At 63.9% G+C, this 17,756-nt stretch carries 15 protein-coding genes, 1 tRNA gene and 2 pseudogenes; 7 read left to right on the top strand and 11 right to left on the bottom strand.

The features are described 5' to 3' along the window. Window positions 1-217 precede the first annotated feature (217 nt). Window positions 218-595, top strand: a complete 378-nt coding sequence (locus MNOD_RS06900) for a hypothetical protein (protein ID WP_244424675.1) — start codon at window positions 218-220, stop codon at window positions 593-595. A gap of 174 nt (window positions 596-769) precedes the next feature. Here MNOD_RS06900 and MNOD_RS06895 read toward each other — a convergent pair whose 3' ends face one another. The 3 genes from MNOD_RS06895 to MNOD_RS06885 all read right to left on the bottom strand — a co-directional run bounded on the left by MNOD_RS06895 (window position 770) and on the right by MNOD_RS06885 (window position 3,372). Continuing rightward, complete coding sequence (locus MNOD_RS06895; RefSeq protein WP_015928125.1) at window positions 770-1,186, bottom strand: response regulator; 417 nt, start codon at window positions 1,184-1,186, stop codon at window positions 770-772. Between the two features lie 604 nt (window positions 1,187-1,790). Further along, entirely contained in the window at window positions 1,791-2,366 is a 576-nt protein-coding gene (locus MNOD_RS46215; RefSeq protein WP_015928124.1) for a hypothetical protein, read from the bottom strand. Window positions 2,367-2,775: 409 nt separating this feature from the next. Next, window positions 2,776-3,372, bottom strand: coding sequence for a phasin family protein (locus MNOD_RS06885; protein ID WP_015928122.1), 597 nt, complete (start codon window positions 3,370-3,372; stop codon window positions 2,776-2,778). A gap of 1,009 nt (window positions 3,373-4,381) precedes the next feature. Between MNOD_RS06885 and MNOD_RS42735 the strand changes: the two genes are divergently transcribed. From MNOD_RS42735 to MNOD_RS06865, 4 genes are all read left to right on the top strand, one after another. After that, window positions 4,382-5,185: a Crp/Fnr family transcriptional regulator gene (locus tag MNOD_RS42735; protein ID WP_015928120.1), complete on the top strand. Its 804-nt coding sequence runs from the start codon at window positions 4,382-4,384 to the stop codon at window positions 5,183-5,185. A gap of 43 nt (window positions 5,186-5,228) precedes the next feature. Beyond that, entirely contained in the window at window positions 5,229-5,576 is a 348-nt protein-coding gene (locus MNOD_RS06880; protein WP_015928119.1) for a DUF6894 family protein, read from the top strand. A gap of 390 nt (window positions 5,577-5,966) precedes the next feature. Continuing rightward, window positions 5,967-6,212: a hypothetical protein gene (locus MNOD_RS06875; RefSeq protein WP_015928118.1), complete on the top strand. Its 246-nt coding sequence runs from the start codon at window positions 5,967-5,969 to the stop codon at window positions 6,210-6,212. Between the two features lie 2,786 nt (window positions 6,213-8,998). Then, on the top strand, window positions 8,999-9,427 hold the full coding sequence (locus tag MNOD_RS06865) for a hypothetical protein (RefSeq protein WP_015928115.1): 429 nt from the start codon (window positions 8,999-9,001) through the stop codon (window positions 9,425-9,427). A gap of 74 nt (window positions 9,428-9,501) precedes the next feature. Here the strand turns inward: MNOD_RS06865 and MNOD_RS42725 are convergent. Beyond that, a pseudogene (locus MNOD_RS42725) lies at window positions 9,502-9,862 on the bottom strand (transposase); the annotation flags it as partial. A gap of 16 nt (window positions 9,863-9,878) precedes the next feature. Then, a pseudogene (locus MNOD_RS50550) lies at window positions 9,879-10,040 on the bottom strand (IS5 family transposase); the annotation flags it as partial. Window positions 10,041-10,292: 252 nt separating this feature from the next. On the opposite strand from MNOD_RS50550, the gene MNOD_RS06850 reads away from it, so the two are divergent. Next, window positions 10,293-11,462, top strand: coding sequence for a hypothetical protein (locus MNOD_RS06850; RefSeq protein WP_015928113.1), 1,170 nt, complete (start codon window positions 10,293-10,295; stop codon window positions 11,460-11,462). Continuing rightward, window positions 11,462-11,893: a hypothetical protein gene (locus MNOD_RS06845; RefSeq protein ID WP_015928112.1), complete on the top strand. Its 432-nt coding sequence runs from the start codon at window positions 11,462-11,464 to the stop codon at window positions 11,891-11,893. The genes MNOD_RS06850 and MNOD_RS06845 overlap by 1 nt, the downstream gene beginning before the upstream one ends. A gap of 99 nt (window positions 11,894-11,992) precedes the next feature. On the opposite strand, the gene MNOD_RS46205 is transcribed toward MNOD_RS06845, so the two are convergent. The 6 genes from MNOD_RS46205 to MNOD_RS06815 form a co-directional block, all read right to left on the bottom strand. Next, a complete protein-coding gene (locus MNOD_RS46205; protein ID WP_157091400.1) occupies window positions 11,993-12,556 on the bottom strand; it encodes a site-specific integrase in 564 nt (187 codons plus the stop codon). Between the two features lie 109 nt (window positions 12,557-12,665). Further along, window positions 12,666-12,750: transfer RNA gene (locus MNOD_RS06835), tRNA-Leu, on the bottom strand. Window positions 12,751-12,838: 88 nt separating this feature from the next. Further along, window positions 12,839-14,251: a 3-isopropylmalate dehydratase large subunit gene (gene leuC, locus MNOD_RS06830; RefSeq protein WP_015928111.1), complete on the bottom strand. Its 1,413-nt coding sequence runs from the start codon at window positions 14,249-14,251 to the stop codon at window positions 12,839-12,841. 139 nt (window positions 14,252-14,390) lie between these two features. After that, entirely contained in the window at window positions 14,391-15,269 is an 879-nt protein-coding gene (locus tag MNOD_RS06825; protein WP_015928110.1) for a carbohydrate ABC transporter permease, read from the bottom strand. A gap of 12 nt (window positions 15,270-15,281) precedes the next feature. Beyond that, complete coding sequence (locus tag MNOD_RS06820) at window positions 15,282-16,226, bottom strand: carbohydrate ABC transporter permease (protein WP_015928109.1); 945 nt, start codon at window positions 16,224-16,226, stop codon at window positions 15,282-15,284. A 91-nt stretch (window positions 16,227-16,317) separates the two neighbouring features. Beyond that, window positions 16,318-17,628 (bottom strand): ABC transporter substrate-binding protein, encoded by a 1,311-nt coding sequence (locus tag MNOD_RS06815; protein ID WP_015928108.1) that lies wholly within the window; start codon window positions 17,626-17,628, stop codon window positions 16,318-16,320. Window positions 17,629-17,756 lie beyond the last annotated feature (128 nt).

Here is a 17,756-nt window from a genome sequence, read left to right as displayed (position 1 = left end):
TCGACTGCAAAGCGGAGGAAGGCCGGTCGATAGGTCCCGCAATTCGGGTCTCGTCATAGCGAGTGGCGAAGGCGTTCTTCGGACGAAAGAGGCCAATGCTCCGGGCATTCCGACCGTCCGGTCCCCCGCGTGGTCACCGCATAACTGCCCGAATGAGGGCTCGGTCGCCTCGAACTCCGCTGCGGAATTACCCACGCCTGTGACGGCGGCGGCGCTGATGGCGCCGCCCTTCGTGCCGCAACTCCTTGGCACGATGCTCCCATTTCCCGACCCAAGCCATGCTATTCTGACTGCGGCGATCTCATCCCGGCGGGAGGCGACCATGAGTGGTGAACCCGAAACTGTTGCGACGCGCCTGTGGCGCGACCGGGTACAGGCTCGGGAGCAAGAGCGGAACGAGGCGCTGGCGCGCGCCCGGATCGCCGAGGAAAAGGTGGCGCTGCTCAATGCCGAGAACGAGCGCCTGGCTGGCGAGGTCGCCCGCCTGCGGGCCCTCCTGGCGCCGGATGAGAGCCGGGCTCGCGCCGAGACAGAGGAGCAGATGGAAGCCCTCCGGCTGGCGCTGGTGCCGATGCTGAACCGCTCGGGTGCCTGAACGGATCGCCGGTCTCGCTCCGCCTTCTCTGTCACCCTCTGTCCTGGCCAAGAGCCGGGGCCTCGCGAGCCTGTCGCCGGGCTAGCCGACGCCGCTCTTGGATTGGCCCGGCTTCAATCGAGGGCTGTCGCCAGCGCGCCGCTTCTCCAATCAGTCAGCAGAAGAAACCGGATCTTAGGCCGCGTCACGCTTCAACTGGGGCACTGACGAGTTCCGTAACCCGTTGATCACAGCAGCAAGCTGATGCCCGTTATAGGGCGTGCGCAGGCACGGGGCGCCATCCACGCGCTTTGCAGCCGGGATCGCGTGCGGGAACCGCGCCGTATAGATCACGTTCGTCCTCGGATTGAAGAGCCGTGCCACTCTCCCGAGCGACAGCCCGTCTATGTCGTCGCGGACGTCGGTGTCCGTCACGAGGACATCGATCTTGCGTCCCGTCTGCTGCTCGCGAAGCAGCTTTTCGGCCTCGCTCGCCCGGTGCGCAGTGATCACTGTGAAGCCGAAGGTCTCCAAGCAGCTCGCTGTCATGCGCCGCGTGAGTTCGTCAGCGGCGAGCAGGAGAACGACGGGTGAGCGCGACGAAGCTGGCATGGTGATGATCCTCGCGAAAGACCGCGTTCGGCACAGCCGGTCCGCAGCAGATAAGTATTCGTTACATCAACAAAATGGTTAACAAAGCGTTAAGACGGACGAGATTTGCTTAAAACCGCACTTTCGCAAGTTTATGGCAGAACCCGACACCGTGGAGTGCCAAGCGATTGAAACATCAAATAGGTCAAGTTGACTTAAGGCTTCGCGCGGGCGCTTCGGCCGAGCAGCCTGCACCGGCGAAGCAGCCATCGGAAGAGGCTGCCGAGGCTTTCCATGCAGGACCGCGCCGAGGATCGAGCAGCCATCGCCGCAGCGGAACAGGTGGAGGGTGTGCGGTGCGCAGGATCTCTTGCACCAGAGGAGCGTGGGTCGGCATCGGCTCCAGTGCTCCGAGCAGGCACTGCACCCGGTCGAGGCAATCTCGGCCCCCTCGAACTCGATAGGTCGTGTTCTCCAGGTCTGGAGGGCGGCACCGGCCGTGAGGTTCGGGAATGGGTTCCCCGCGGCGGTCGCGTCAGCTTCGGCAGCTAGGCTGGGAGCCTCGGAGACTCAGCGGCCGCTAACGGCTCTCCTGGGCGGCTTCTCAATAACTCGAGACCAAGAATCAGGACGGCCAGTCGATCTGGTCCGCTTCCTCGGCCAAGCTGAGACGCTGCTGAAAGCTGACATGTGTGAGCGGCTGGATAACGGCGAAGTCCTGACCTTCGAGTGGAGCCGCCCGCGGCTCCCCCGTCAGCCACAGGGGGACGAATGCGATCCCAGTTCCGATTGCGCGGTGAAAGATCTCCCCGAACTCACGCGCGCCGGCCTCATCCGTCCAGATCTTCACAACCAAGATGGGCCAAGCCTGTCCTGTGGCTCTGAAATTGCTTGTAAACACAATTCCGAGCGAATCTGCCGGCACTCGATCGCTACCTAGTGGAACATCCGCTGTGTCGAATTCGATGGACGCGCGTATGTGTTCTACCCGTGAGCCGGACGGTCCACCGATTGCTCCAGTGTACCGGGTTCTGGCATCTGGATGCCGAGATCCAGAGCGAAGCTCCCGCTGCTTACGGATCTCTTGGACCAGAATGAGCGTGTGGAAGCGATTTGGCTGCGGGAACACCTCCTCCCACAGATCGGCCGTCCACGTCTCCGGAGCCGGCGGTAGCTCCGGGCCCTTGATGAACCATTTCATGGCGCCACCTCGCTCAGGCAGCATGGTAATCAGCCTTCACGTCGAGGAGTTCTCGAAGGCGGCCGCCGGCGTGCCCGTCGCGCGTGCGAGAGCGGCCCATTCGCGTGACGGCCGGTATGGCAAACTGCCATTTCTTCTCAGCTGCCACAAACTTGCTGAGGTCCACACAACGCGGACTCATGCCGGCACGCGTTGGCATTGACCCCCTGCCTCAAACCTTTGCGTGATGCGAGGCATCGGCAAGCCGGAATGTGTCAGCGCGAACGCACGACGGTGTTACAAAGTGTATTCGCCTTCTGTCATCCCCGAGTGCTCTGGGATTGGGTGCCCCGCGGAGACGGGCTGTAAAAGTGGCAATCCATCTCCGCGAGAGTAGTATACGGCTAAGCCAAACGCTTGCCTCAGCAGCCTAACGCACCATTGTGAGCGGCTTCACGCTGGAGACGATCTTGCTGGCTTCCTCGATCGCCCGCAGCGACGACTCCGCGATAGCACGCGTGTCCTGAACAAAGTTTTGTAGACTCTCAAGGGCCACTTCGCTCTGGAGCACGGCGAGTTCCTGCACCGACTTGGCCCGAGTCAGCTTGTTCAAGCCCTCGAGGTTGCGCTGCCACCGCTTCTGACCCAGCTCGAAGCTGTTCCGGAAGGCGTCCTGCACCGCCCGAGTCAGAACCGTGCCGCAGCGGGCGATGGCTTCCGTGTTCTGCCGGGATTGGCCTGCCAGGCGCTCACTGTCCTCGCCGTCGAAACCAAATGATCGCGCGACCTGATCGTTGATTGCACGAGTGTTTCTTGCGATCATCTCAACGCTCATCTGCATGATCTGCTGTGCACTGTCAGCCACTTGGTTGCCCAGATCGGACGCTCTATTCAAATTTTCCTCAGCAAGCCTGACAGGGTCGGAACCTTGATCGGCTGATCTGTCGATAGCTTCTTGGGCTGAGGCAGAAAACTTGCGAACCTGCTCGTTTCTTTTGCTCTGCTCATGCTGCCGAGTGACAGCCATTTAGATGCTCCTCGTACGTTGTCCTATCTGGCTTTCCCCGCCTTCAGCATGCCCTAGTGAGTTACATGCCTACCATTGTGGTACATTCGAGTGTGCCTACTGCGGGTGTTTTAGGTTCCGGCACGTGAGGGAGGCTAAGGGCCTATGGCCAGAAATCAACCTGGGATAATGCGGAATTTTGCTTTATCAAATGTTGTACTTAGATTAACGGATGTTGTACTTAGCTCATAAGCGATTGATCCTGTTGAGCAGGACCCGATTCCGGGACGGGAATGCGCCGTCAAGGCAGCCATCGTACGTCGGCCCTCATAGCAGAGCGTTTGGTGTTCCGGTCGTCCGTTCGGATAAGGGCAAGGCATCAGCACGCCCGACCAATCGGCGCGGATTCCGCCTCCGTGAAGATAGACCCCGGGGAGGATGACGGCGTCCCAGTCAACCATCTGATCAGCATCACGTTTCCTCATACTCCGGGATAGAGGATCAGCAGGTTGTCTCTAAATTTTGTCAGAGACAGACGACGCGATCCGACCCAGAGGGAGCATCAGGCAGATGGCAATCATCGCGACAGTCCTAGGAGGACCAAATCCATGCTCGCGCAGCTGGCGATAGAGTCTCATTTTTCGTCCGATGACGTTGTTTGCCAAAAGCAGCGGCTGAGAGACATCGGCTCAGGTGCCGCGAGCCGTTCAACGGAGGCTGATGCGGTCCTCAAACCCCCAGGGAGACAAACACCCGGCAGCTCAGGTCCGGCATGTCTCACAATAGTCGGCCTGACTGGTCGCCCTCGCATTCCACGTTATGCGCTTGTGCCAGAGTAAGCCGAGCACACCTATCATGCAGGAGTAGAGAGGTGAGAGCAGATAGGCCATATGTACGCCTAGTACCAACCGCAGCAATGCGGCAGATAAGCTATGCAGGTCGGACCTGATCGCAGGATAGTTTTCTCATTCGGAAGGATGGTCTATAATCTTACGAGGCAAAGCTTGCCGACACCAGGAGCCTGAGCAGGATGAACATGACAGACGACCACCCCCTCGGCTTGCTGGTGCGCAAGCTGGAGAGCATGGGGCCGGTCACAGGCGACGAGCGGCGGGCGATATTGGACCTACCGGCAAGCGTCCGGGTGTTCCCGCCGCGCTATGACATTTTCCATGAAGGTGATCGACTTTCACAGTGCTGCGTCGTGCTGAATGGCTGGTTGTGGTGCCATCGCTCGCTGAGCAGTGGAAAGCGGCAGATCATCTCCCTGCACATGGCGGGTGATCTGCCAGATTTACAGGGCCTGGAACTGCCAGCCATCGACTACAGCCTTGGCACAATAACGGAAAGCACAGTCTCCTTCACGCCTTGCGAGCGTCTTCTAGAGACTGCCGCCACTCATCCGCGGATTGCTAAGGCACTATGGCAGTTCTTAGTAGGAGATGCCGTCGTGATTCGCGAGTGGATGCTGAGTCTCGGTCGACGCTCTGCCCTTGAACACCTTGCGCATCTGCTATGCGAAATTTGTGTTCGGCAGCATTCACTTAAAATGGTACACGATTGCCGCTGTGAACTGCCATTCAGTCAGCAAGATACTGCCGATATACTTGGATTAACAAATGTGCATGTCAACAGAATGGCTCGAATTTTAAAGCAGAGAGGCCTGATAACACTTGACGACAAGATGCTGTTTATTCATAATTGGCAAAATTTAGTGCGACTCTGTGAGTTTGACGCGAGCTACCTCGAACCGAAGCTCAAATTCGCTTCAATGTTGAGGTGCACCCAAGAGAACGGGCCATTGCATCTCGATCGTCAGGTTCAGAGTTGCTGACGGGGGCAGAGGCGCCAACATAGGCCCACGAAGGGAGGTCTGAATGCCAGTCTTCCACTTTCATCTCAGGACGGCAGAGGGCCTGGAGCGGGACGAGGAAGGCATCGAGTTCCAGGACCTGGAAGCGGCCTACCTGGATATGTGCGACGGCTTGCCGCGAATGGTATCTGACCTTGTTGAGGAGGGGCATGATCCTGGTCGCTGCACCTTCGAGATTACGGACGCTTTCGGCCGGATGCTGATGGAGGTGCCTCTGACCGAGAGGTGCACCCGTGGACGAAGCTCGCAGCAGCATGTGGCCGAGCCGGAACTGCAGGTGCGGGTAGAGCATTGCGATCGGCCTGTCCCGCCTCTCATTCGCCCTGACGCTCACGCCTTTGTCGAGCGGTAGATGACTGAGCATCCGTGAGGGCTGAGGACGACCTTCATTTCTATGTCTCAGATGCTGGGGCAAGAGCCGCAACACTCAATATCGACATCATGCGGCCCGCCGCTGGGTATCTGCGGCGGGATGTTTGCAATTGGCACTGCTCAGAGGGGTTGCGCCAGGTCGCGTAGCGTTCGTCCCAGCCGAATGTCTCCCTCAGCAGCCCGATCGCGCATCGGCACCGCTCACCACGCCAGAGGCTGCACTCCCGCTCTGTGTCCGCTCTGAATCACAGATGTGCACGAGATGGCACCCCAACCGTGTCGGAACGCCAGCTGAATGAACCCTTCAGGCCCGGTCCACGTTTCTGGCTCCACCGTCGGGTGGGTGAACACGAGTTGTCAGGAGCGTTTCATGCGTAAACTCGTCCTCAGTATGGCCGCGGCCGCAACCCTCCTTGCCTTCCCGGGAGCCGGCTACGCACAGGGGGTCTACTTCGGGCCCGGCGGCGTGCGCATCGATGACGGTCGGGGATACGACCGCGACGAACGTCGACACTGGCGCATGTGTCGTCATCTTCGTGACGCCTGCATGCACAAGGAGGAGTACGGCGAGGAGGGAATGGGTAACTGCCGCCGCTACCGGCGCATGTGCGGCTAAGCCGTCTGGCCGAAAGCTGAGTTGGCCTGCTTATGCGGGCCACCAATCAGGCTCAACTCCTCCGGCCATCGTGGCGCGGATTGGCACGCAATGTATGAAGAGATGCCGGCGCGGAGGCAAGCTCCGGCCGGCAGTATGGGCTTCAAGGCTGGGTCTCCGAAGAGAACCGTCTGCAGATGCCACCCCGAATAGGGAATAATTGTGGCCGCCTCTCACACCAAATTGAGCGGCAAAACCTTTTGGTTAACGCCTCAATCGCTCGCCAATCCAGAAAATAATATGCCCCTTACTGCCATTCATGCCGGCGGCAGATAATACGCTGCGCCTGCTGATGGCCACCATCTCATCACGAGCTGCACATGCCAGCCCGCAGGCGGCCTCTGATGAGCATTCCTTCACACGATCACTGGGAACCGTCCATCTCAGACCTTGATCACACCGAGCTTCGACCATTAGGACCCATCCGACGCAGGTTGGGCGTGCTCAAGGGACGGTTCGTACCCGCACCACTCGCAGCGGGACGTGTGCGATGCGGCCGGTGAATTCCACTGCGAACAGTGAGGGCAAATCTTCAGGTGGATCTCGTCGCCATGAAGCTCAGCGCAGCCCCGCCCTAGAAAAGTGATCACCCGCGTCTGAGCCTTCTCCGACATCATTGCCTCCTCGCGCGCCGGCACACCTACGCAGTAAGTCTTGACCACGGGCGTGGTTCAATCGCGGCCATCCTCGCCGGGGTCGCCAGCGCAAGCAGCGCATCGGCGGCGTCTCTCGCCGCGATCTGGACCGGCCGATCACCGACCTGCGCGGTCTCATCCGCAAGCGCGGAAATCAGCACGGCGAAAGACTCGATGAACCCGGGCAAGTCTCGCCAGAGGGCCAGGAGCTTCCCGGCCTTGACGCTGTCCGAGATGAGGCGGTGGGGTCCTCCGCGAGTTCACGCGCGGTGCGCTGCCCGATCGAGACCGGTTGGCCCTGGGCGTGGCGGTGCGAAACGGCCGCGGTACCGTCTCAGGCATTGGTCCGCTCAGTCTACCGCCTCACGGGTCAGCCCGGCTCGTATCTTGCCCTCTCCGCACACCCTCAACGCGCCTCAGCGAAGCGGCCACAGCAAAACAGCTTGGGGTAGAGCAGCGGACTAAGCCTGAAGTCTTAGGCTGCCTTGATTCAGCCTCAAACGCTCGATCCCCTCTCGCTCAACCATTCTCGGAATGCTCGGGAGTTGTGTCGATGAGCAGGATGCGGAGGAGCCGTGGACGGGCCGTCCCAGGGCATTTGTCCATCAGGACACAGTGGGCACACCATGTCCGCGGGCGCCGCGCGCTGGCACCAGGCCCTCTGAGATCCTGTGCAGAACTACATGGCCCCCGCTGGCGTCTTCACACCCTTGTCGCTGCCGGCACGGCTCTGACCATTGCAGTAACCGGGACGGTTCTCCTGATCCACGACTGGAGTTCGACTGCGCCCATGGCGGCCGCAGATGGGACGATGCGGCCGTCGATGGATGTCGCTTCGAATTCCCTGCCGGCTCAGCCGGGGGAGCCACCGTCTGCTGAGCCGCAGTCCCGGCCCGACGAAACATCCGCGCGAATTGCGCGGAATGACCCGGCAGCGAGTACGGCCAAGGAAGTCCCCGTGTCCGAGCCCCCACTCCGGGCGAGCTTGGACGAAACCAGCGCCGCCCCATCCACGATGATCCCGGAAACCGTGACATCGATCGGCGCGCTTCGGCTGAACGGAGGGACTGCCTCCAGCACCGGGGCAGCCGACACCCAAGCTCCTGCGGCCGAGCAGCCTGACTCAGCCGCCGAAGCAAGCAGGGCAACCGACCTGCCGACCCTGCGTTCCACCGCAGCTCCGGAAGAGCTGACGACCGCCACAACTCACGGGAGGGCGGAAACGGCTCAAACGGGAGCCCGAGACGCATGGAACAGCCTGGACACCCCGGCCGTGGGTGGGTCGACGACGAAGGTGCATCGGGCTGAACGGCGCAGCGCGCCCGCAGAGAGGCCGGCCGACGCGTCAGGCTTCACTTTGCCATCGGCTCTGCAGGACGTCTCATCACCGGCAGCAAGCAGTGGTGAGACGTCCGTCACCTTCTCGCTCGGCGCCGGGTTCGTGCGCGGCACCTCATCAGCCCTTGCCGCTGTCAGCAAGCCGTTGGAAGCCAGCCCCGGTCGGAACCGCGTGGTGGCGGCTTGCCGGCAAGCCGTTGAGAGTGAGGCATTCCGTAGTGGCGCGCGTCAGGTCGAGGTTGTGTCTGCCGGACAGGACCGACGAGCCCGAAGTGGGCGGCTCTCAGCGCCGGTTCACGTTCGCATCACCTATGACCGCTTTCTCGGCTCAGAAGTTCGCGAAGCGACCATGATCTGCGTTCTCGACCGTACCGGCAGGGTCGTCGAGGCCCGTCTTTGATGTGGCCCGCTGCTGGCGAGGGCGAGATTGGGTGGTCTGCAGGAGCGACACGGTCCCGAGGCTGCCGTGGGCGCCGGTGACATAGCCCGGCAGCAACACACAAACCGATTAGGGCGGTGTAGATGACAAGGCCAGGCGCGGTCCTGGGCGTGGGGAAAGTCCAGTTCGGTCAGCCCTGGCCAACCAGCACATGGCGCCTGACGAAGAAAGCAGCGACACAGCCTGCGAAGGCGCCGAGCAGCTGCCCGAACCGCCGCGAACCGCGCGCCACGCGTTGCGGCCGGGAACCCTCTGGCACCCTCCAGCGTAAGCTTGAGCGTAGAACGTTGCGCAGGCGTCGAACGGCGTGAGCTCGCGCTCTGCAGGGGACCGAAATGAAGCCCATCGCCTCCATGCTCGCGGCCGCGCTCGCCCTCAGCGCAGGACTGGCATCCAGCACTGCGCCGGCCAGCGCCGACGAACCGGCCGGCTCCGGCTACAGGATCTACCGCGCCCGGCCGGTGCTGCGTTATCGCGCAACCTATCGCCCCCGCCGCCTCGTGCGTGAGGTCATCGTCGAGCGGCCCGTCTACCGGACGCGTCGGATCGTTCGCGAGGTGGTGATCGAGCGACCCGTGATCTACCGTCCGCCGCCCGTGGTGCGCGAGGTGGTCGTTGAGCCGTTCGACGATGATCCGCCGCCCTACGCCTATGGGCCGCCCTTCCGCCGGCACTTTGTCGATGGCCCGAACGTCTACCCGCCATTTCGTCCGGTCGGCTTCGGGTTTGGCCCGCGCCTCGGATACGGGCCGTACTTCTGGTAGTTGCTCCTCGTTCGGTCACACTGCCGTCGAATGGCCCGCGAGGAGTTGGCCGCCACGGCCTCTACGGTCTGCCGTCACTTGAGGCAGTCGATCGTGGCGGCGAGGCAAAGCACGCCGAGGAAGCTTGAGGCGGTCTTGTCGGAGCGGGCGGCCACGGCTCGCCATTCCTTGAGCCGAGCCCAGAGCAGCTCGTCGTGGCTGGGATTGGTGTCGATCCAAGCGGGGCAGGCGACCGGCGCCTCATGACGCTGCGACAGGATAGCCACACGTGCCCCCCGCCTCCAGCGGTGCAGGCGAAAGCGATTGCTGGTACCCGCGGTCGGCCATCACCCAGAGCGGCACACCCGGCATCTGGTCCAGGAGCGGAATGGCGTGAGGCCGTGCATGCGCCTGACCCGGCGCGATCCGGAAGGCGATTGCGCGGCCGGCCGAATCGGGCCGCGCGCCATCAGGGACCGAGATCCTCCGGAATGGTGCGCCGTTTGGCGCCATTCTCATGCCGCCAGAGGGTGGCCGAGATGGTCCGGCGTAGATCTTCGGGCGGGGTTTTGCTCTTGGGCCGGCCCTCTTCGATCGGCGGCTCCAGCAGCGCCCATTGCGTGCCGCTCAGCATCGCTCGCCCTCGCGCGAAAGGCGGAAAACGCAAGCCTGCACAGAGGGTTCAAGCGACAGCAGACCGTAGCCCTAACCCTCCTGATGCAGCCGGTAGACCCGCATGCGCGAGCCGCCGAGCGGCCTACCTCAAAAGTGTTGGTCAACAGCAATCGCGTCCCGCTATCGACACGGGCGATTCCGCCATCGATGAAGGTTGATCAAGGCCCATTTCTGGTGCCGATGAGCCTACGCTGTTGAGGTCGCCTGTCCGATGCCGGTGAAGACGAACACGCCACGCGCCGGCTTGCTTCAGCTTGCCAAACTCGTCGCTGGCGATCTCCGTCGCGGACAGGTGAGCTCGGGCCTGCAAGCAGTTGGCGCTGCCCTGTCTGAGAGTGCCGGCGCGGTCCTGATCCTCCTCGATCTGCTCATAGCTGAATCAGCGAAGAAGTGCCCGAACGACAGCCTGTGTGACGCCTTCCTCTTCATGATCGGGCAGGCGCTCGCGGAGGCTCGCATGGCGCTGGAGGCCGATGCCCATGGCCCCGCCGCGGAGCTCATCGCCGAGGTGAAGCGCGCCCTCATCGAGGCGGCGGAGGCCGGTCAGCTATCGCCGGAGCTGCTGATGGCGCTGGCTCAGCAGTTTGCCACCGCCAAGCTCGACCTTGGGAATGATCTGCGCAGCCTCACGGCAGCCCTTTCGGAGCAAGCGGCCGCGCACAGCACGCCCCTTAACCCTGAGGACATCGCCGCGCATTACACGGCCCTGGCCGAGGCCCTCGGTCACGATCCATTCCTCATTCAAGCGCAGCTGTCCGAGCAGCTGGCCGCCTTCCCGGACGAGCAGCGGGGCGTAATCGTCGGCTCGCTCATCACCTCGGATGTGCCCGCGATGCGTGAGGCGGCCCTCGGTTGGCTGCTGGACCCGAGCCCGACCGTAAGCCAGCAAACCGCAAAGGCCCTCGCCGCCGCTGCTGCACGCGGGCTCGTCTCTGCAGAGAGCACCGAGCGCATGGTGCTGATGCGGCCATGGCTGCCGGAGCTCGTGCAGGCGAGCCTCGACGTTGCCGTGCGAGCCTGCCGCCAGCGTGGCGCTTTGCCCGCCACCAAGGCGACAGCGCAGATCAATGCGGTGATCGCCTCAAGCTGCGACGGTGCCGGCGCGCAGAGCTTCTTTGTCCCGCTGAAGCGTGGCCGCAAACTCGCGCTCGCCTCACTTCTGGTGAAGCACGGCTTCGGCGTGCGTAACGCCTGGGTGCAGGAGAATCTCAGCCGGCGAGAGGCCGATCAGCTCCTGGCCGAGATCGGGCACGTGCTCGATCCCTTCGACGCCTCGCCCGAGATCCTCCAAATCGCCGTGTCGCATGGCCTCGCCGTGGGGCTGGACCGACGCGAGCCGCCCCCTTCGGCCTTGTGCAGTTTCTTGAAGCCGTCGGCCTGATGCAGGTCCGGCCCGAGCGCCTGGATGCCGAGACGCTCGTGGCGCAACTCCTCGACGTGGTGCCCGCCGAGCGTCAGTCCGCGAAGGCGGTCACGGCAGCGCTCACTGCCTCGAAGCGTTGGCCGAAGGCCTATACCTTCCTGCAATCCTGGTTCGAACAGGACCAGGCCGCCCATGCTGCGGTGAGTTCGGGACGCAGCAAAACCCAGCAGCAGGAGGCGGTGCTGCACCAGGTTCTTCCCGCACGGCGTGCACGTTGGGCCGAGTTGCTCGCCTGGACGGCGAAGACAGCGCAGGATCAGGTCGAGGGTGAGGCGTGGATCGGCTTTGCCCTCGTTGCCCGCGAACTGCTTGGCGAACGTCCCCTGGCTGAGATCCCGGTTGCGGTCTGGATTGCGAAGAACACCGCCTCGGCATTGAGCGGGCGCTGAACGGCCGCGTCGATGATGCCCTCCCCTGTCGGGTGCTGGCGCCTTCGGGAGCATCCTCAGAACCGTCGGTGCCTAACTCCGCCGTCACGGGCGTCGGGATTACGAACCTGAAGGCGAGGCAGAGTCCACGCGCCGCTCGTAGCTACTGTACCCCAGCCATTCGCTTGAGATGCGGGACATTCCGGCGTGAGTCGAACCTGGCTCGCAGCCCCGATGCACGGATAGCTGACACGCGGCGAGCAAATCCGGGATCTTCTCGATCTCACGCTTCAGAGCCGTGAGCGGGAATTCGCCGTAGCTGCCTGCCACCGTGCGTCGGGCGTGCCCGACGATGGCATCCACCATGTCGGTCCCCAGTTCGTGGTGTCGTGCGAGGGTTTTGAATCGATGCCGCCACGCGTGGTTGGGCTGAATCCGACTGTCCGTGATGCCGAGCTTCCTCACCCAGGGGCCGTGGATTTTTGTGCCGTTGCCACCCCGGCGGCCAAACTTGTCGGGCCGCAGTTCCGGGAACAGGGGGCCCGTCCCGACCCCGCGCACAAACTCCAGGAAGCCGACTTTGAGCAGGGTGGAATGGAGTGGGACGGTCCGTTCGGCGCTCGCGCTTTTGAGCGATCCTGCCTCGGGATCGAATAGTAGGTGCCGGTCTCGAGGTGCTTCCAAGGACGGGGCATTCGGAGGGCCATTTGCACCACCCGTGTGTACCACCCGGATAGCCCTAACTGCCTGATCCTGCTGAGAGCTTTTCCGGCTCAACACCTTAGATCGGTGTTGGTGCCCAGGAGAGGACTCGAACCTCCACGGCTTGCACCACTGGTACCTGAAACCAGCGCGTCTACCAATTCCGCCACCTGGGCCCGAGGCGCCGGAGCGCCGCGGTGGGGATCGTTTAGTGGGCGGCAGGCTCAGCGTCAACGGTGAAACGCGGCCCGCCGCCGAATTCGCTCACGCGGAGCGCGGCCACTCGCGGATGTCGACGAAATGGCCGGCCACTGCCGCGGCAGCCGCCATCGCCGGGGAGACGAGATGCGTGCGGCCCTTGTGACCCTGGCGGCCCTCGAAGTTGCGGTTCGAGGTCGAGGCGCAGCGCTCCTGCGGCTTCAGGCGGTCGGCGTTCATGCCAAGGCACATCGAGCAGCCCGGCTCGCGCCAGTCGAAACCCGCCTCGATCAGCACCTTGGCGATGCCCTCGGCTTCAGCCTGCTGCTTCACCAGCCCCGACCCTGGCACCACCATGGCGCTCACGTTCGGGTGGACCTTCCGGCCCTCCACCATCTTGGCGACGACGCGCAGATCCTCGATGCGGCCGTTGGTGCAGGAGCCGATGAACACCCGGTCGAGGCCGATCTCGGTGATCTTCTGCCCCGGCGCGAGGCCCATATAGGCGAGCGCCTGCTCCTTCGAGCGGCGGACGTTCTCGTCGGCGATCGCCGCCGGATCCGGCACCCGGCCCTGCACCGAGATCACGTCCTCGGGGCTCGTGCCCCAGGTCACGATCGGGGGCAGATTCGCCGCGTCGAGCCGCACCTCGCGGTCGAAATGGGCGCCCTCGTCGGTGGCGAGGCTCTCCCAATAGGCGCGGGCGCGGTCGAAGGCCGCGCCCTTCGGCGCCTTCGGGCGGTCCTTCACGTAGGCGAAGGTGGTCTCGTCGGGAGCCACCAGCCCGGCGCGGGCGCCGCCCTCGATCGACATGTTGCAGATCGTCATCCGGCCCTCCATCGAAAGGCTCCGGATCGCCTCGCCGGCATATTCCAGCACGTGGCCGGTGCCGCCCGCGGTGCCGATCTCACCGATGATCGCCAGGATGATGTCCTTGGCGGTGACGCCGGGCGGCAGCCTGCCGTCCACCGTCACCCGCATGTTCTTGGCCTTCTTCTGAATCAGCGTCTGGGTGGCGAGCACGTGCTCCACCTCCGAGGTGCCGATACCGTGCGCCAGCGCCCCGAAGGCGCCGTGCGTCGAGGTGTGGGAATCGCCGCACACGATCGTCTGGCCGGGCAGGGTGAAGCCCTGCTCGGGGCCGATGATGTGGACGATGCCCTGCCGCCGGTCGAGGGCGTCGTAATACTCGATGCCGAACTCGCGCACATTCGCGGCCAGCGTCTCGATCTGCGTGCGGCTCTCCGGATCCTCGATGCCGAAGCTGCGGTCCGAGGTCTGGACGTTGTGGTCCACCACCGCGAGCGTCTTCTCCGGATGGCGCACCCGGCGCCCGGCGAGCCGAAGCCCCTCGAAGGCCTGGGGGGAGGTCACCTCGTGCACGAGGTGACGGTCGATGTAGAGGAGGCAGGTGCCGTCCGGCTGACGATCGACGACGTGGTCGTCCCAGATCTTGTCGTAGAGGGTGCGCGGAGCCATGGCGGATAAGGGCCTTGTCACGTTTTCTTTGCAGGCCCGCCCCGGAGGCAGGGCCAGCCCGCCATGTAATACGGTGACCAGACGGGCGAAAGGGCGCTTGGCGCCGCAACGGATTGCGCCCTCCGCATGAGGCGCCCGCCTATTCCTTCACCGCCCCGGTCATCGCCGAGACGTAGTGCTCGACGAAGAACGAGTACAGGATGACGAGGGGCAGCGAGCCGACCAGCGCGCCCGCCATCAGCGAGCCCCAGCGATAGATGTCGCCGTCCACGAACTCGCTCACCACCGCCACCGGCACCGTCTTGTTCGGGGTCGAGGAGAGGAAGGTGAGCGCGTAGATGAACTCGTTCCAGCACAGGGTCAGCGAGAAGATGCCCGCCGAGATCAGGCCCGGCACCGCCAGCGGCAGGATGATCCGGGTCAGGATCTGCCAGCGCCCGGCCCCGTCGATGAGGGCGCATTCCTCCAGCTCGTACGGAATGGTCTTGAAGTAGCCCATCAGGAGCCAGGTCGAGAACGGGATCAGGATGGTCGGGTAGACCAGGATCAGGGCGAGCGGCGAGTCGAACAGCCCGTAGGCCTGGATGATGGTGGCGAGCGGGATGAACAGGATCGAGGGCGGAACCAGATAGGCGAGGAAGATCGCGCCGCCCACGGCCGCCGCGCCGCGGTAGCGGATGCGCACGATGGCGTAGGCGGCCAGCACGCTCGCGAACAGCGACAGCACGGTCGCGGCCACCGAGACCAGCATCGTGTTCCACAGCCACAGCGGGTACTGCGTCTCGAACAGCAGCTTCGTGATGTGCTTGAGCGTCGGCGACACCACGAAGAACGGGTTGTAGGTCTCCATGTCGATGAGCTGATCGTCCGGTTTGATGGAGGTCAGCGCCATCCAGTAGAACGGGAAGAGCAGCACCACGAGGATGATCGTGAGGGGCAGGTAGACCGTCACGAGCCGGCGCGGCAGCGTCTCGAGATAGGCCATCCCCTCGGAATGATCGGCGGTCGCCTGAGCCATGGCGGATCTCCCTCAGCCCGATTGCCACTTGCGGTTCTGCAGGCCGAACCACGAGATCGCGATCGCCAGCATCAGGAAGGGCACCATGGCGGTGGCGATCGCCGCCCCCTCGCCGAGGCTGCCCGAGAGAATGCCACGCTGGTAGGACAGCGTCGCCATCAGGTGCGTGGCGTTCACCGGCCCGCCGCGGGTCATGGCCCAGATCAGCTGGAAGTCGGTGAAGGTGAACAGCACCGAGAAGGTCATCACGACAGCGATGATCGGGGTGAGCAGCGGGAAGGTGATGTGGCGGAAGTTCTGCCAGGGCGTCGCCCCGTCGATCGTTGCCGCCTCGTAGAGGGAGGGCGACACGGTCTGCAGCCCGGCGAGCAGCGTGATCGCGATGAAGGGCACGCCGCGCCAGATATTGGCGAAGATCACGCAGGCGCGCGCCCAGTTCGGGTCGCCCAGGAAGTCGATGTTGTGGTCGAGGAGCCCGAGATGGCGCAGCGACCACGAGATGATCGAGAACTGGCTGTCGAAGATCCACCAGAAGGCGAGTGCCGAGAGCACGGTCGGCACCACGAAGGGGATCAGCACGATCGAGCGGATCAGTGCCTTGAAGGGCAGGCGCTTGTTGAGGAGGAGGGCGAGGTAGAGGCCGATCCCGAACTTCGCCACGGAGGCGATGACGGTGTAGAGCAGCGTGTTGAACACCGAGAGCCAGAAGACGCTGTCGTCCCACAGCCATTCGTAGTTCTCGACCCCGACATACGCCCCGCCCCGGCCGATCCGCGTGTCGGTGAAGGACAGCCAGATGCCCTTCACCAGCGGGTAGGCGAGAAAGAGGATCAGGATCAGCGCCGCCGGCAGCATGAACCAGAAGCCGAGCCAGCCGCGGCTGGCGCGCAACCGGCTCCAGGCGGAGGTTCCCTCCTGGCTCGGAGCGACCGGACGGTCGAGGGCGAGGTCGGCCATGCGCGCCTCCAGAAAAAATGACGTCCAACGATCGGTCGCGGGGCGGCCCCTTTCCCGGGCGGGAGAGGAGCCTCCCCGCGGCCTCTGCTTGTCAGGCCGAGCGGAAGATGCGCTGGGCCTGCCGCTCCGCCGTGCGGATGGCGCCCTTCACGTCCTCGCGGCCGGTGCAGTAGGCGGCGAACATGTCGACGACGACGAAGTCGGCGAGGACGGCCGCCACCTTCTCGCTCACCGGGGCGAGGCCGCCCGCCGCGAGCGTGCGGACCGAGGCCTCGCGAAACACCTTGTTCTTCGGGTCGGCGGTCCAGATCGGGTTGTTGGCGTAGGCGTTCAGCGGGTGGCAGAGGTAGCCCTGCGCCGCTTCCAGCCACGGATTGTAGTTCTGCGCCTCCAGCGCGAAGGCCATGAAGGCTTTGCAGGCGTTCGGCGCCTTCGTGTAGGTGTAGGCCAGGATCGGGAAGGCGAGCTGGAACTCGGTCGGCTTGCCGGACTTGCCGACCGGGTAGACCGCGTGGTCCATGTCCTCGGCGATGTCCTTCCGCTCGGTCTTCGCCGCGGCATAGATCGAGATGCCGTTGTTCGTCAGGTAGAGCTCACCGGACAGGAACGCCTTGTTGTTCGAGGAATCGTTCCACGAGACGGTGCCGGGAATGAACGTCTGATAGAGGTTCTTGACGTATTCGAGCGCCTTGGCGGTTTCCGGCGAGTTGATGATGATCTTCTCGTTGGCATCGACCAAGTAGGCGTCGTGCGACCAGAGTGCCCAATGCGCCCAGGAATTGCCGTCACCCGTGGCGTGGCCGAGCGCGAATCCGGCCGGCGTGTTGTTCTTCTTCAGGGCCCGGCAGAGTTCGAGGAAGCCGTCGAGATCCTCCGGCACCTTGCTGAACCCGGCCTTCTGCACGGCCGAGATGCGGTAGTTGATGTAGCCGCCGTTGAAGGCCATCGGGATCGCGATCCACTTGCCCTTCACCTTGCCGTAGGCTTCGGCCGCCGGCACCCAGCCGCCGTATTTCTTGCCGAGATAGTCCGCGACGTCGCCGACCTCGAGGCACTTCGACGGGAACAGGGCCGGGAAGGAGTAGAGGCCCCAGACCATGTCGGGACCCTGGCCCGTATTGGCCGCGACTGAGGCCTTGGGCTGGATGTCGTCGAAGGACTCGCTGGTGACGCTCACCGGCACGCCCGTCGCCTTGGTGAAGGCGTCGACGAGGCGCATGAAAGCCTCGTCCTCCGACGGGATGAAGCGCTTCCAGCGCAAGAGCTTGAGCGAGGCGCCGGGCTCCGGCTTCCACTGGTTCTCCTGCGCCCAGGCGCGCGCGAACCCGTCGAGGCCGGAGGCCGCGGCGAAGCCGAGGGCGGCCCCTCCCTTGAGGATCGAGCGTCGATCGAAGGACGTCATGATGGCGTTTCTCCCGATATGTCGATGACGGGGGCTTCCCGCCCCTCTGGAGGGGCTATCGCCCCTCTTGACCCCAACCCGGTCCGGCTGAACCGGGTTGGGCTGCAACTCTTCCTGACCTTACCGCA

It is taken from the genome of Methylobacterium nodulans ORS 2060 (genome assembly GCF_000022085.1).
Taxonomy (GTDB): domain Bacteria; phylum Pseudomonadota; class Alphaproteobacteria; order Rhizobiales; family Beijerinckiaceae; genus Methylobacterium; species Methylobacterium nodulans.
Note: the sequence above shows the minus strand (reverse complement) of the source record. Positions and strands in the feature narration are given on the sequence as shown.

Excerpts from the sequence above, each read along its gene's own strand:
- MNOD_RS06900 (WP_244424675.1), top strand. The coding sequence starts at position 218 with ATGGCGCCGCCCTTCGTGCCGCAACTCCTTGGCACGATGCTCCCATTT.
- MNOD_RS06895 (WP_015928125.1), bottom strand. The coding sequence starts at position 1,186 with ATGCCAGCTTCGTCGCGCTCACCCGTCGTTCTCCTGCTCGCCGCTGAC.
- MNOD_RS46215 (WP_015928124.1), bottom strand. The coding sequence starts at position 2,366 with ATGAAATGGTTCATCAAGGGCCCGGAGCTACCGCCGGCTCCGGAGACG.
- MNOD_RS06885 (WP_015928122.1), bottom strand. The coding sequence starts at position 3,372 with ATGGCTGTCACTCGGCAGCATGAGCAGAGCAAAAGAAACGAGCAGGTT.
- MNOD_RS42735 (WP_015928120.1), top strand. The coding sequence starts at position 4,382 with ATGAACATGACAGACGACCACCCCCTCGGCTTGCTGGTGCGCAAGCTG.
- MNOD_RS06880 (WP_015928119.1), top strand. The coding sequence starts at position 5,229 with ATGCCAGTCTTCCACTTTCATCTCAGGACGGCAGAGGGCCTGGAGCGG.
- MNOD_RS06875 (WP_015928118.1), top strand. The coding sequence starts at position 5,967 with ATGCGTAAACTCGTCCTCAGTATGGCCGCGGCCGCAACCCTCCTTGCC.
- MNOD_RS06865 (WP_015928115.1), top strand. The coding sequence starts at position 8,999 with ATGAAGCCCATCGCCTCCATGCTCGCGGCCGCGCTCGCCCTCAGCGCA.
- MNOD_RS06850 (WP_015928113.1), top strand. The coding sequence starts at position 10,293 with ATGCCGGTGAAGACGAACACGCCACGCGCCGGCTTGCTTCAGCTTGCC.
- MNOD_RS06845 (WP_015928112.1), top strand. The coding sequence starts at position 11,462 with ATGCAGGTCCGGCCCGAGCGCCTGGATGCCGAGACGCTCGTGGCGCAA.
- leuC (WP_015928111.1), bottom strand. The coding sequence starts at position 14,251 with ATGGCTCCGCGCACCCTCTACGACAAGATCTGGGACGACCACGTCGTC.
- MNOD_RS06825 (WP_015928110.1), bottom strand. The coding sequence starts at position 15,269 with ATGGCTCAGGCGACCGCCGATCATTCCGAGGGGATGGCCTATCTCGAG.
- MNOD_RS06820 (WP_015928109.1), bottom strand. The coding sequence starts at position 16,226 with ATGGCCGACCTCGCCCTCGACCGTCCGGTCGCTCCGAGCCAGGAGGGA.
- MNOD_RS06815 (WP_015928108.1), bottom strand. The coding sequence starts at position 17,628 with ATGACGTCCTTCGATCGACGCTCGATCCTCAAGGGAGGGGCCGCCCTC.